Below are 14,449 nucleotides of genomic sequence, written 5' to 3'. Positions count from 1 at the left end.
TACCCGCATTCAAATGGATTAGCTTCAAGCCACATAAATATCCCCACAAAGTGGTGCTTTGCTTCGATGCAAACTCAGGTACTTTGCGGGGACCCCAAATATATAACCTAAAAAAAAGATGTCCTTAAGCCTACAGGCTTAAGGACATCCCCTTTCCAAACTTTAGATCGCGCCGAAGCTCTTCACGAAACGACGGAAAGCAGCTTGCCCTTCCGGAGTCCGTTTATAGACACCCGCGTGTTCAAGAATATGTGTAAATTTGATGCCGACTTCGTTCTGCACAATCTTGACGGCTTCTTCATGCTGTAATGCCGTTCCGAAACGCTCTACAAGCTCCTTAACCCAAGCAGCGTGCTGCGCAAGTGGATGACTAGGATCATTCTTCACCGCTTCTAATAGTGCTTGATCTCCTGTAAGGATGCTCGCAATAGAATCAAGCTCTTCCTTCAGACGACCTGGCAGAATTGCGAGTCCCATGACCTCGATCAAGCCGATATTTTCTTTCTTGATATGGTGCATCTCCCGATGGGGATGGAAAATCCCTTCAGGATATTGCTCGTTAGTCCGGTTGTTACGCAGCACGAGATCCATCTCGAAGCTGCCATCTTCTGCCCGACGAACGATTGGAGTAACGGTATTATGAGGCTGCACTTCACCATCAACTTCGCTGAATGCCAACACTTCTGCTTCAGGATCACTATACGCCTTCCAAGCTTCATAAAGTGCATTGCCACACTCCAGCAATACCGCTGGATCGTCACCATTCAAACGTAATACGGACATAGGCCATTTTACGATATTAATGCTGACACCCGGATAAGATGCATGCGTGAACGTATCTTCCTTAGGCGCTTTCTGAATAGGGAAGGTGTGACGTCCACCTTGAAAGTGGTCATGCGTCAGAATCGATCCGCCAACAATCGGCAAGTCTGCATTCGAGCCAATAAAATAGTGCGGGAAAGATTCCACGAAGCTAAGTAGCCTCTTCAAGGTATCCTTGGTAAGCTTCATTGGCACATGATCATGATGGAATACAATACAGTGCTCGTTATAGTAAACATATGGCGAATACTGAAAGAGCCATTTCTCATTATTCAGCTGAAGTGGAATGACACGCAGGTTCTGGCGCGGCGGATGATTAACCCGACCAGCATACCCAACATTCTCGCGGCACAGCAGACATTTTGGATAGACCGGCGGCGGGAGCAAGCGGGCCATAGCAATTTCCTTCGGACTCTTCTCAGGCTTGGACAAATTGATTGTCATCTCGATGTCACCGTAAGGCGAATCTTGCAGCCAGTAGACATTCTTGGAAATCCGGTCCATCCGGATATAGTTGGAATCTATGCTTAATTTATAAAAGCGATCTGTAGCCGCGGAGATACCTTTTTCAGCAGCTAAACGGTTGAACTCCGCATTTACGTCTGATGGACGGGCCATTAGGAGTCCCATAATCTTGGCATCCAGCAAGTCACGGTAAGTGTCGCTATTCTCTGGAATCAATCCGATTTCAAAACCATAATCAATCAGTGCATCCAGTGGAACCTGTGGACCTGTAAGTGGACTTTGATCGATCTCGCCAACGAACGGCTCACTAAATCCGAACTGATCTAGCAGCACATTACGGCTATAGTCTTCATCTGATGGAGCAATGAGCTGCTCACGTAGTGCAAACAGAACTAGCTGCTCAATCGCATGTAAGGCTTTCTGGCCAGCAGGCGTAACCTTATTCTCGTTGTGCATTTTCAATTCTCCTTAAGTAGGGTCTCATGCTCTAGTTAAGCTATGCTAAAGCCCCTTATTCTCCGTACCCCTGCGGATTGGCAGAATGCCAGTTCCAGGCGCTTTGAATGATATTCTCTAAGTCAGCATGCTGAGGGTTCCATCCAAGGATAGAGCGCGCTTTATCGGAGGAAGCTACCAGTACTGCCGGATCTCCAGCACGGCGTTCTTGAATAACTACAGGGATTTCTAGTCCTGTAACTTTCTTCGCAGTTTCAATAACCTGTTTTACCGAGAAGCCAAGTCCATTTCCCAAGTTAAAAATATTACTGCTGCTTCCGCTACGCAGATAAGTTACTGCGCGAACATGGGCGTCAGCCAGATCGCTAACATGAATGTAGTCGCGCACACAAGTACCGTCTTCTGTAGGATAGTCGTCTCCGAATACGGCGATGCTCTCCCGTTGCTTCAAAGCGGTTTGCAATACCAGCGGAACCAAATGACTTTCCGGACGATGGTCTTCACCGATTTTGCCACTAGCATGTGCACCTGCAGCATTAAAATAACGAAGCGCTACATATTTGATACCCAGTACTTTATCAAACCAAGCCATCATGCGTTCCATAGTCAGCTTAGTTTCGCCATATACGTTTGCTGGCTCGGTACGGTCTGTTTCTTCAATCGGCACCTTTTCCGGTTCGCCGTAGGTTGCAGCTGTAGACGAGAATACGATTTTGTTCACGCCAGCTTTTTGCATAGCTTCCAAAAGGCATTGTGTGCCGTATACGTTGTTGTCATAATATTTCACTGGGTCCTTCATGCTTTCACCAACCAAAGAGCTTGCTGCAAAATGGATAACCGCATCAATCTCATTCTCGGCGAACAGCTTACCCAGCAGCTCCTTATCACGCAGATCGCCTTCGTACAGCTTGCCACCCAGTAGCGCCTCACGATGCCCTGTTAGCAGATTGTCGATGACGACCACTTCTTCGCCGCGATCCAACAGCTCTGCTACAGTATGAGATCCAATATACCCTGCTCCGCCTGTTACTAAAATTGCCATTTGATTACACTCCCTTCAATTCTTGGACACCATTACCGATGCCGCAAACGTAGAACTCACCAACCAAACCAGATCTTGTGGTATATGCCTCGCCTACTTCACGAATGAAACGTTCTACATCATCTTCATGTACCAAGGATACAGTACAGCCACCGAAACCTGCACCAGTCATACGAGAACCCAGTGTACCGGGAATACGCTGTGCTTCTTCAACCATAATATCTAGCTCTTCACAGCTAACTTCATACAAATCACGCAAGGAAGTATGTGAGTCATTCATGAACTGTCCAAACTGCTTCAGATCATTGTTCTTTAAGACCTCAACGGATTCTAGTACACGTTGATTCTCTTCCACAACATGGCGAGCTCGGCGTCTAACAATTTCATCGGTGATTTTATCTTGATGTGCTTCGAATTGTTCACGATTGAGCTGTGCCAGATAAGCTAGTGAAGGAACTTCTTTTTGCAAAATAGACAAGGCCTCATCACACTGCTGACGACGCTCATTGTACTTGGAATCTACAAGTCCTCTGCGTTTGTTCGTGTTGCCGATAACCAGTTTGTAAGCACCAGTGATGAAAGGTACCAGATTATATTCAAGCGTATCGCACATTAACAGGATTGCATGATCTCGTTTGCCATTAGCAACTGCGAACTGATCCATAATTCCGGAGTTTACACCTACGTACTGGTTCTCAGCACGCTGAGACAAGAGTGCAATCTCAACGGTATCCGTGTCGCCGCCTTCGAGAGTTAGGAAAGCATAAGCAGTCACGACTTCAAGCGAAGCCGATGAGGACAAGCCTGCGCCATTCGGAATATCACCATGGAACAGCAGATCGTAACCTTTAGATACTGGAGTGTTTTTCTTCTCCAATTCAACCATTACTCCAACCGGATAGTCGATCCATTCTCCAGTTTTGGCCTTGCCAATTTCACTATAATCAATAGATGCTTCATAAGGAAAATTAGTAGATGCAAAATTCACTTTGCTGTCACTGCGTGGACGGACAATCAATGTTGTTCCGAATTCCAAAGCTGCCGGCAGCACGTATCCACCGTTATAATCCAAGTGCTCTCCAATGAGATTAACACGGCCTGGTGCATAAAATACTTGAGCTTCTTGCTCGCTTACCCCGTACTTTTCGATGAATTTCTTTTTAAGTTCCTGTGTGCTCATTAATGCCACTCCATCCTTTCGCTGCTTCAGCCAGTGGGAATAAGTAAAGCGTTCTTTATGTATTCATTATAATAGAATCAGTCATCCTCTGATAATGCAATCATGTGTGTAATGTATGGATAAATGTGACTTCCCATAATATAATAATTACACAAATAATTGATACACCCTAAACTATAAGCCATAAAATGACAATAACACAAGAAAGGCTGTCTCAAATGGAGCATACTTATTCCGTAGGATCTAATCCCGTATATTACGATAAACAAAATCTCCATGTACTGTTTGCTGGTCAAAGTCAGACGATTCCTATGCATCAAGCTGGCCCTAAGATTTACGATTATTATTTACTTCACTTTATAGAGTCTGGCTCAGGTGTTTTCCGTACTGAACATCATCAATATGCACTGGGAAAAGGTGACTGCTTCCTTATTCATCCAGGACAGCTGGTCAGTTATGTTTCGGATAAAGATCAGCCCTGGTGCTATCGCTGGGCAGCTTTTACTGGGATTGAGGCTGATAGCCTCGTGCTGCAGACAGGCTTTACACCTCAAAAACCTGTGGTGACTACAACGGGTGATAGCGTCATGCCAGGTGCCCTTTCCAGTATCATGCAAGCCTTCAAAGCAAACAAAGAAAGTGCACACCTAACTTCTCTAGGGTATCTTTATCTCATTGTAGGTGAAGCCGCAGATTTACTCTCTTCCTTCTCCCGTCTTCCCGGAGCTGAATCGCAGGTTAAGCGTACTGTGAAGCAAATGATCCACTACATGGCCTCCCAATATGCTCATCCAGTATCCATTGAACAAATGTGTGATACTCTTGGCTATAACCGGGCCTATCTATCCCGTGTATTTAAGCAAGAGACCGGATTATCTCCGGTGACCTACTTGCTGAAGCTGCGCATTGAAAAGTCCAGACAGCTGCTGCGTGAACGGCCCGAGCTGTCCGTGGAACAGGTAGCAGCATCCGTGGGGCTCACCGATGCTTTATACTTCTCACGCCAATTCAAACGGTTTTGTGCTCAGTCACCCACCGCTTACCGTCTCACAACGACTAGACATGTAAAAAAGACAAATCAGTAAGGGAAGCCTTTGAAAAAGGGATTCACATATTAGGCAAGTCCAATATGTGAATCCCTTTATTAAGCTGATCTTTCAGTTAGCTTCGGTTATGTTGCATATAGACTCAGATATTCAGGGTAAGCACGAAGATGTATCTCTTTTGCCCTTTTCTGAGCCATTTCCTTCAGTTCTGGCACTTGCTCCGCTTCAACATAGTCAGCGAGAACATCAATCACATCATCAAGGAGCTTCGCTCTAAAATAAAACTCAATCCGTTCCAATATTGCAAGGCCTGCTAAATCAATAACTAGATCCCTACAGTAAGTCCAATCTTTTGATTTATAGAGCGGCCAAAGTAGTACGGAATAATCCATTGCAGCGTCTCCAAAAACCGTAAGGTCATCCCAATCAATAATCCAAAATTCATTATTATCATTGACTAAGATATTCTGCCAATTCACATCATTGTGTACGATGTCCGACGCCTTTCTCTGAAAAGAAGGGTGCTGACTAACCATAATTCTCAAAGCTTCCACTTCTGTATCGAACCAATCTAAAGTGTCCGCCGTTACGAAGTCCAGCAAATGCTTTTCCGCTCTAATAATTTGCAGATCTTCTTCAAATCGATTGATGTATTCGTCAGTAAATGCGGCGGCATAATTGTAGTCCTCATCCTCACTTACAACTGCCATCCTAATTCCTTTATCCGCATGTAATTGATGAAGGGACCTCAGAACCTTTTCAACCACTGGCAGTGGATCGGAAATGGAGCTTAATGGTTTACCTTCGATAAAATCAAACACTAAACCATAAGAATAACCAGATGTTATTTCTTGTGTAATCTCCCTAATCAACCGTGGTGCCTTGTAATTATAAGTCAAATGTTCACTGATCTTAACCCATTGTTTAAGTCCCACTGCTTTTTGTTCTTGCGAGAGTTTTAAATGACGAAAGGTTTGACCATCCGTTATGCGATAAGATTGGTTTACAAACCCTCCAGGATTCCAAATATACTTAGCCTCAATCTTCGACCTATTTAAGCCTATAGATTCCGAGTTGGCTTCGGCCCACTCTTTCACCTTGTTCTCATCTTGAAGCAACTCCATCGATGCAGCTCATCCCTTCACCTACGTCTTCATCCAGTTCCATTCTCCGTTTGAAGAATAGTCTCAATGCGATCCAATTCTGCCTGCGAGAACTCCAAATGCTGAAGTGCAGCTATATTCTCTTCAATCTGACTAACTCTGCTAGCCCCTATCAATGCAGAAGTAACCTTCCCATCACGTAGTGTCCAAGCTAGTGCAAGCTGCGCCAAACTCTGGCCTCTTGAAACAGCAAGCTGATTTAACGCGTGGATCTTGCGCTTCACATCCGGTGTAATTCGGCTTTCATTTAACGCAGCAGAGGGTTTGGCCGCTCTTGATCCTTCTGGGATTCCATTTAAATACTTATTGGTTAACAATCCTTGAGCCAGAGGTGTAAAAGCGATACTGCCAACTCCGCTCTGTTCCAACACACCCTGTAAACTCCCCTCAATCCAGCGATCGAGCATAGAATAACTCGGCTGATGAATTAAGAGCGGCGTGCCTAAGCTGTTCAAGATTCTAACCGCTTCGAGCGTCTGCTCCGCGGTATAGTTAGATAATCCTACATACAGAGCTTTGCCGGAACGCACAGCATGGTCTAATGCCTGCATGGTTTCTTCAAGAGGTGTTTCCGGGTCCGGCCGATGCGAATAATAGATATCAACATAATCTATGCCCAGCCGCTTCAGACTCTGATCCAGACTAGCCAGCATATATTTACGCGAACCCCATTCGCCATAAGGACCGGGCCACATGTTGTACCCTGCTTTTGTAGAAATCACCACTTCATCTCGATATGGAGCCATATCACTTGCAAGCACTTTCCCAAAGAGCTCTTCTGCTGAACCCGCTGGTGGTCCATAGTTGTTGGCTAGATCAAAATGAGTAATTCCAAGATCAAAAGCACGAGTGATCATTTCTCTGCCATTCTCGTAAGTATCAATTCCACCAAAATTCTGCCATAGTCCTAATGAGATTGCCGGAAGCTTAAGACCTGAGTTCCCGCAACGGTTATAACGCATCTCTTCATATCGTGCTTCATTTGCTACATATACCATTGCTTATCCCTGCCTCTCATTACGCGCTGTTTCTGTACTACCTTATCTTTAAACTACTAAGCGCAATAATAATCTGGCAACCGACAAGCCATGAGATTATCCCTTCTAACCAAGCAGATCCTTTACACTGCCGAGTACTTTCCCAATCCGATCTGTAATCAGAAGATCAGCTTGATCATCAAAAGGTGTCGGGTCGCCATTCAGCAGCACCGTACGTTTGCCCCGGAAATAAGTGACTAGACTAGCCGCAGGCTGGACAGTAAGAGAGGTTCCACCAATCATAAGCATATCTGCAGCTGCTATCGCTTCGACAGAACTCACCAGCACCGAGTGGTCCAATTCTTCTTCATATAGCACAACATCCGGCTTAATAATACCACCACATTCGGGGCAGCGAGGGACGATCTCAGTGGTACTTAGGAGCTGCTCCAGCCCGTAATAACGTGAGCAGTCCATGCAATAGTTACGATGAATGGAACCATGCAGCTCAAGTACTTTTTGGCTACCCGCCAGCTGATGTAGGCCATCAATATTTTGCGTAATAACTGCTTTAAGCTTACCCTGCCGTTCTAACTCTGCAAGCAGCAGATGTGCACCATTCGGACGAGCATCGGGATGAATCATTTTACTGCGGTAAAAATCAAAAAAAATGTCCGGTGAGGACATAAAAAAAGTTCGGCTCAGCATCACTTCAGGCGGATAAGGTGAATTGTGCTGAGTCTGGTATAATCCTGCTGCCGAGCGGAAATCCGGGATCCCACTCTCTGTTGATGTACCTGCCCCTCCGAAAAAAACGATGTTGTCACAGTCTTTAATCCAAGAAGCAAGTGTCTGCAATTGATCCATATGTTGTAGCACATCCTTTCCATTAGTATGCTGATCAGTAGGTGATCCTTAGCTCATTATAGCTAGAAATAATCACATCTGCGTCAATCAAGTGATTTCCATCACCCATGTTGGAGATTCCAACGGCGAGGCGTAAGCCTGCACCTTTACCCAATTGCATATCTGCATTACTGTCACCAATAATAATCGTCACTTCAGGAGACAGCCCCAGCTCCCGGCAGGCTAATTCGGCCATTTCAGGTGCGGGTTTTCCATTTAATACTCTGTCTCTTGTAACTACCGAATGGAAGTAATGAGCAATACCAAGCCAATCCAGATGCTCCTGAGTGGTCTTTGCGCCATCTGAGGTAACCACCCCTAGCTTGAGTGATGCAGCCGCGCACTGTTCCAGAAAAGGAAGAAGCCCTTCTAGAGGTTGTGCCGTGCGGCGTTTGCGTAATTCATACATAGCGTCCTTAGCTATACTCTTTACACGGGTCAACGCTTCATTCCAAGGAACACCAGCAGCATACAGCTGCCATGCAAGCACACCATAACTTTCTTCTTCTGTAGCCATGGTGAGCGGCCCTGCTGGATCATAACCAATCAACTTTCCTGAAGCATCATGCTGGGTACCTAGCACTTTACTCCGATCCACGATAAAATCAGTTCCCATAATCGCAAGCTGATTTTCCATTCCACATAGTACAAGCTCGGCCCAATTCCCCCAAGTGGCTAATAGATCCAATAACGTGCCATCTTTGTCGAACAATATTCCTGAACAGGGAATGCATTCATCGTTAATCTGTAATTCTGGCATAAATATCCTCCCTTTGTTGGAAAGACCGAAGACTACCTGATATTCCCAAGCCAATCCAACATGGCTCGCACAGTGTCATTTTGCTGTTCTTCTTCGGAAATGGTTGCTTTCCCGTCTCCTTTTTGTGGTCCATAGCTTCCAAACTGAGCGTGATTTCCACCGACGATTGAACTATAAACCGTATTATCCGGCAAATAGGAACGTCCTTTGTTGTAGCTGTCTCTGTCAATAACCTGATCCTCTGTACCCACTACCGACAATACTGACAAAGTAGTCTCACGCAGACTACCTTTTTCATCTGGATAAGAAGCCAGGAAAAACACACCTTCCAGCTGGTCCGCATGCTCAATCGCATAACGTGACGCCATGACACCCCCAAGCGAATGCCCACCTAGAACAAAAGATTGCTTTGGATGCACACGAATAATCTCTTCTGCAGCATCGCCCTTTGTTACTGCTAAATTAAGCGGCATTTTAGCGATGTAGAACGGATGCCCCGCAGCAGCAATGCCCTTCGCCAGTGGGGAGTAAGCTTCTGGTTTCACCAGAGCTCCAGGGTAAAATATGATCGAGGCCCCCTTAGTAATGGAGGGTTCGAACGAAATCCAGTTTTCATTCTGTTCAACTGTAACTCCACCGCTTGAAATCAGTGCAGTTTCGGCTTCTTCAGCCGGTGCATACGGAGTTAAATATTTCCAAATCAGCAATCCGGCTACAACAAGAATGATTAGTACAATTAAACCAATACGACGCTTAGTTATTCTTTTCTTCAACATGCTCCACTCCCGGATGTTACTGCATATAAGAAAATTATAGTAGAAACCCACTGTTCTAACAACCTTCAACACATCGCCATATTTGGCACTTATGATAACGCTTTCAATAGTGAGTTAATTCACAATTCAATTGAAGAAAATCTTGTATTTTAAAATTAAAGCATCAAGCATCTTTGGGGGGAAGTCATGGTAGGGGAAAACTCGCTAGACACGCCTGGAAAGACCTTTTTTCTAAATTTACGTTTTGTTCTCATTGTTACTGTAATCGTTGGAAACGCCATAGAACCATTGATAGGCTCAATGAGCAGCTTGTATAGCTTATATATGTGGATCTTCAGCTTTCATATGCCGCTCTTCGTGCTCGTTACAGGTTTTTTTGCCAATAAACACCTTACAGGTACACAAGGCCGTCGCATTATCATGCAAATCGGATTCCAGTACATTATTTTTCAAAGCCTCTACTCTGTGCTGGACGCCACCATATATCAGGTGCAGGGTATCCATCATTCCTTTTTCGCCCCCTATTTGCTCTTATGGTTCCTGGCAAGTCATGCCTTCTGGCGTATATTGATGATCGGGATGCGTAAATGGGCGCCTGCCACTCAATTCATTTTTGCTGTCGCCGCTGGAATTGCCGTTGGGTACCTACAGCTTGATGGCGTATGGTTCAGCATTAGCCGCACTTTTGTATACCTGCCATTCTTCGTATTAGGTTATCATTTTTCGTTCCAGTCCTTTTCTCGCTTTTTTCAAAAATGGATTAAAATTACCGCTGCCGCAGTCTCCATCCTTCTATTCCTTCTGTTTGCATCTTGGGGATCAGACTTGCCGATAGGCTGGCTTTATGGAAGTATGACCTACATGCAGCTTGGGCTTCAAGAATGGTACGCTGGAATTTATCGTCTGGGCGTTTACGGGCTACAAATCACTGCTGCACTAGCGTTTATGGGATGGATTCCTTACTCGCTTAGCCGGCTGACTGACTGGGGCTCCCGTACGTTATATGTTTTTCTACTTCACGGATTTATCGTTCGTTTTGCCGCTGTTTCTGGCCTATATTCTTATATCAACCATTCTTTAGGTGCCATGTTATTGGTGCTTTCTGCAATCTTACTGACCATTCTCTTAGCCCAACCAAGTGTAAAAAGGCTGATGCATCCTATTGTTGAGCCCCCCGTTGGCTGGATGATCACCCTGCAGCGTGTTGCCTTAAGGCGCTCATTATAAGTGGCCTATCCCCTTGCGGATAGGTTTTTTTATACTATTTAAGGCCGGTCTCCTCATGAGAAACTTCACATTGTCCGGTAGAAAAAACGTGCTCTTTGTGATAGACTCACTAATAACAATGACTTCTCCGTTCATTAAAGGCGGGAACCGTTTATACCAAAACAGCGGCATTTTTTATAGAATCGGCTTCGCCCTTCTTCTCTAGGAAGCTCGTCCCCGTTCATTCTATAAACCGTATATACGCAGGTCTTTGGAGTTCATTGCGTTAATGCGACACTATATTTCATTGCAATTTATTTAGGGGGGAAATGTCAATATGGCAGCTAAGAAAATGCGTTCAGACATGATTAAAAAAGGCTTTGACCGTGCTCCACACCGTAGTCTCCTGCGTGCAGCCGGAGTAAAAGAAGAAGATTTCGGAAAGCCGTTTATTGCGGTCTGCAATTCCTATATTGATATTGTTCCAGGTCATGTGCATCTTCAAGAGTTCGGTAAGATCGTTAAGGAAGCGATTCGTGAAGCTGGCGGCGTTCCTTTCGAATTCAATACGATCGGCGTTGATGACGGTATCGCAATGGGACATATCGGCATGCGTTATTCACTGCCAAGCCGTGAGATCATCGCTGACTCCTTGGAAACTGTAGTTTCGGCGCATTGGTTCGATGGCATGGTCTGCATCCCTAACTGCGATAAAATCACACCGGGTATGATGATGGGCGCACTGCGTGTTAATATCCCAACCATGTTCGTAAGCGGCGGTCCAATGAAAGCCGGCGTAGATAGTAAAGGTAAAAAGCTCTCCCTTACCTCGGTATTTGAGGGCGTAGGTGCTCACCAAGTAGGCAAAATCAACGATGCTGAATTGCTTGAATTAGAACAATTCGGTTGTCCTACCTGCGGATCTTGTTCGGGAATGTTCACGGCCAACTCCATGAACTGCCTGGCAGAGGCACTTGGACTGGCATTGCCAGGTAATGGTACCATCCTAGCTGTAGCTGATGAGCGCAGAGAATTTGTACGCAGATCTGCTACTCAACTGATGGAATTGATTAAGTTAGACCTTAAACCAAGAGATATCGTAACTAAAGAATCCCTCGATAACGCTTTTGCGCTGGATATGGCAATGGGCGGCTCCACTAACACGGTGCTGCACACCCTTGCACTGGCTCAAGAAGCTGGTATCGATTATCCGCTTGAACGCATTAACGAAGTGGCTAACCGTGTTCCTTACCTGGCTAAGCTGGCTCCGGCTTCCGATATTTTCATTGAAGATGTGGACCGCGCGGGCGGCGTTAGTGCCGTATTAAATGAACTACTTAAGAAACCGGGTGCTCTGTTCGGAGACTGCATGACGGTTACCGGCAAAACATTAGCCGAGAACGTAACCGGACATGAAATCCAAGATACTTCCGTAATTCATAAAATCGATAACCCTTACTCCGAAAGAGGCGGTCTCGCCGTACTTTACGGCAACCTGGCTCCTGAAGGTTCCATCATTAAAGTAGGTGCAGTAGATGCTTCTGTTGGTGGATATCACAAAGGTCCTGCGATCTGCTTTGATTCCCAAGAATCCGCACTCGAAGGTATCGCTAACGGTAAGGTTAAAGAAGGCCATGTAGTCGTTATCCGTTATGAGGGTCCAAAGGGTGGACCGGGAATGCCGGAAATGCTAGCTCCTACATCGCAAATCGTGGGGATGGGTCTTGGTGCTAAGGTTGGTCTGATTACAGACGGACGTTTCTCGGGGGCTTCCCGCGGAATTAGCATCGGGCACATTTCTCCGGAGGCTGCTGAAGGCGGCCCGATCGCTTTTGTTGAAGATGGCGACATCATTGAACTCGACCTCAACAATCGCAAGATTGAACTCCTGGTTGACGAAGAAGTATTAGCGGTTCGCCGTACGGGCTGGAAAGAGTTTGAGCCTAAAGTTAAGACTGGTTACCTGGCTCGCTATTCCAAAATGGTTACCAACGCAAGTAACGGTGCAGTACTGAAGATTTAATTAGCAAACCCGAGTTCTATTTGTTTCTGGCATACAAGAGCAGTCTACCTTAGATAATCTATGGTCGGACTGCTCTTTTTTATTGGGCACAAGAAAAAACGCCCCACAATCCATTTCTGGTTTGTGAGGCATCTATATTACGTTTCATTATATAAGACTAAATAATATCATGAATCAATTCGTTACTGTTGCTCCTGGCAATTCCACTTCTGTGAGTGAATCATTAAGTGACAACGCTTCTTCTTGCTGCGGTTTACGTTTTCTTACTGACCTTTCATCATGAGGCAGTTGCTTATTCATCTTCTTGAGTAATTCTGAGACAGGCATCAGGATTAGCTTCGGTACAAGGACCTCACTACGCTCCTTGAGCCTAGCACCACCATCTGGATGAATCACACTTAACAGGATCTTTAAGTAAAACTTGGTGGAGCGTGCGAATATGCCATCGGGCAAATCATGTACACTAAAGCCGAATTTCTCTGGCCCACGGTTAATCATACTAACCCCATAAAGTGCTTTGGCTTGCGCGAGGTTTACATCTTCGGCAATAACTTCTGCCAGCATTGGCAACCCTTTCTCCATTCTCCGGATCATTCGAATCGCAAGTTGAGCAGAAGAACGAGAATGAATACCTAACTCGAATAATTGCCTGTTATCAATATGCAGCTCAATGACTTTATCACCTTTACTCAGCAAGGTTCCATCACCAAGTTCAACAGGCTCTCCCTGATATTTACGCATTCGATAATGCATGAATGGATCGGCCGGGTTAATCGTCTTGATCTGGAACATTACTTGGAATACCTGCTCCCAAGCCAACCAGAGTCCGACCAGTACTCGTTTACCAAAGGATAAACGCCGAATCGGTGATTTCTCCGCCATCTTGATCATGTCATCCACTCGAATACTGCGCAGTCCTCTTCTTTGGGCCTCCTGCAGCGTCAGTTCAAGGGCTACAAGCATATTCTCAGGTGCGTCCGGATCGGCACCTAACGTTGTGCCACTATCATGCAGCAGCATCACTTCACCGGGATTCAATCGCGCCAGCATCTTCTCAGTGAGACGCTGCGCACCAAGCTTCTCACGCCAATCTCCAAACATTACCGACCATAGAACAATTTCAACTTGGCGACGTTTGGAAATATCGAACAAATTGACAATCCCCCAAGGTGGACGGTAATAAGTACTACGCTCGCCTATTATGTTGTAGATAATATCATTCGTGCGCTGAATCTGCCGACGAACGGTTGCGGGCCGCATGAGCCAGTTCGTCTTGTGAACATAATTATGAATTCCAATAAGATGTCCCTCTTCATGTATCCGCCTAATAAGATCCGGATAACGTTCAGCGTTAGATCCTACTACAAAAAAGGTTGCTTTTGCATCATACTTCTTCAATAAATCCAGAAGTAACGGTGTAAATCGAGGGTCAGGTCCATCATCAAAGGTCAACGCGAACTCATTTCGCCCAGTTCCTTTACGAAAGACACGGTAACCAAAAATGCGGCTAATCATACCCGGGATAAAAGCATAAAAAGATGAGATATAAAATAACCAGAGCAGCAAAGTCTGCATATGAATTCCTCGCTTTTCCAGAGTTGACTTTGGCTCGCCTTACGTCTGCAAG

The 14,449-nt window shown here is 45.4% G+C and carries 12 protein-coding genes; 3 read left to right on the top strand and 9 right to left on the bottom strand.

The features are described from left to right. Positions 1-162 precede the first annotated feature (162 nt). The 3 genes from MHI27_RS08045 to MHI27_RS08035 are packed head-to-tail and all read right to left on the bottom strand — an operon-like array spanning position 163 to position 3,965. The gene (locus MHI27_RS08045; protein ID WP_076300026.1) at positions 163-1,743 is read right to left on the bottom strand and encodes a UDP-glucose--hexose-1-phosphate uridylyltransferase; all 1,581 of its coding nucleotides are present in this window, start codon (positions 1,741-1,743) and stop codon (positions 163-165) included. Between the two features lie 55 nt (positions 1,744-1,798). Continuing rightward, on the bottom strand, positions 1,799-2,785 hold the full coding sequence (gene galE / locus MHI27_RS08040) for a UDP-glucose 4-epimerase GalE (RefSeq protein WP_042186143.1): 987 nt from the start codon (positions 2,783-2,785) through the stop codon (positions 1,799-1,801). Positions 2,786-2,789: 4 nt separating this feature from the next. Beyond that, a complete protein-coding gene (locus MHI27_RS08035; RefSeq protein WP_060625251.1) occupies positions 2,790-3,965 on the bottom strand; it encodes a galactokinase in 1,176 nt (391 codons plus the stop codon). Positions 3,966-4,183: 218 nt separating this feature from the next. Between MHI27_RS08035 and MHI27_RS08030 the strand changes: the two genes are divergently transcribed. Continuing rightward, entirely contained in the window at positions 4,184-5,050 is an 867-nt protein-coding gene (locus MHI27_RS08030; RefSeq protein ID WP_405175999.1) for an AraC family ligand binding domain-containing protein, read from the top strand. Between the two features lie 86 nt (positions 5,051-5,136). Here MHI27_RS08030 and MHI27_RS08025 read toward each other — a convergent pair whose 3' ends face one another. The 5 genes from MHI27_RS08025 to MHI27_RS08005 form a co-directional block, all read right to left on the bottom strand. After that, the gene (locus MHI27_RS08025) at positions 5,137-6,135 is read right to left on the bottom strand and encodes an aminoglycoside phosphotransferase family protein (protein WP_042186136.1); all 999 of its coding nucleotides are present in this window, start codon (positions 6,133-6,135) and stop codon (positions 5,137-5,139) included. Between the two features lie 29 nt (positions 6,136-6,164). Beyond that, on the bottom strand, positions 6,165-7,172 hold the full coding sequence (gene mgrA, locus MHI27_RS08020) for an L-glyceraldehyde 3-phosphate reductase (RefSeq protein WP_405175998.1): 1,008 nt from the start codon (positions 7,170-7,172) through the stop codon (positions 6,165-6,167). Between the two features lie 105 nt (positions 7,173-7,277). Then, positions 7,278-8,018, bottom strand: coding sequence for an NAD-dependent protein deacylase (locus MHI27_RS08015; protein ID WP_076284245.1), 741 nt, complete (start codon positions 8,016-8,018; stop codon positions 7,278-7,280). A gap of 34 nt (positions 8,019-8,052) precedes the next feature. Continuing rightward, the gene (locus MHI27_RS08010) at positions 8,053-8,817 is read right to left on the bottom strand and encodes an HAD-IA family hydrolase (protein ID WP_340968231.1); all 765 of its coding nucleotides are present in this window, start codon (positions 8,815-8,817) and stop codon (positions 8,053-8,055) included. Positions 8,818-8,849: 32 nt separating this feature from the next. Continuing rightward, a complete protein-coding gene (locus MHI27_RS08005) occupies positions 8,850-9,593 on the bottom strand; it encodes an alpha/beta hydrolase (protein WP_405175997.1) in 744 nt (247 codons plus the stop codon). Between the two features lie 186 nt (positions 9,594-9,779). Between MHI27_RS08005 and MHI27_RS08000 the strand changes: the two genes are divergently transcribed. Both MHI27_RS08000 and ilvD read left to right on the top strand, forming a co-directional pair. Further along, on the top strand, positions 9,780-10,820 hold the full coding sequence (locus MHI27_RS08000) for an acyltransferase family protein (protein WP_076300030.1): 1,041 nt from the start codon (positions 9,780-9,782) through the stop codon (positions 10,818-10,820). Between the two features lie 316 nt (positions 10,821-11,136). Beyond that, a complete protein-coding gene (gene ilvD / locus MHI27_RS07995; protein WP_076284249.1) occupies positions 11,137-12,822 on the top strand; it encodes a dihydroxy-acid dehydratase in 1,686 nt (561 codons plus the stop codon). Positions 12,823-12,996: 174 nt separating this feature from the next. Here ilvD and MHI27_RS07990 read toward each other — a convergent pair whose 3' ends face one another. Continuing rightward, a complete protein-coding gene (locus MHI27_RS07990) occupies positions 12,997-14,397 on the bottom strand; it encodes a polysaccharide deacetylase family protein (RefSeq protein WP_076284250.1) in 1,401 nt (466 codons plus the stop codon). Positions 14,398-14,449: the final 52 nt, after the last annotated feature.

The organism is Paenibacillus sp. FSL H8-0261 (genome assembly GCF_045040645.1).
Lineage (GTDB): Bacteria > Bacillota > Bacilli > Paenibacillales > Paenibacillaceae > Paenibacillus_AQ.
Note: the sequence above shows the minus strand (reverse complement) of the source record. Positions and strands in the feature narration are given on the sequence as shown.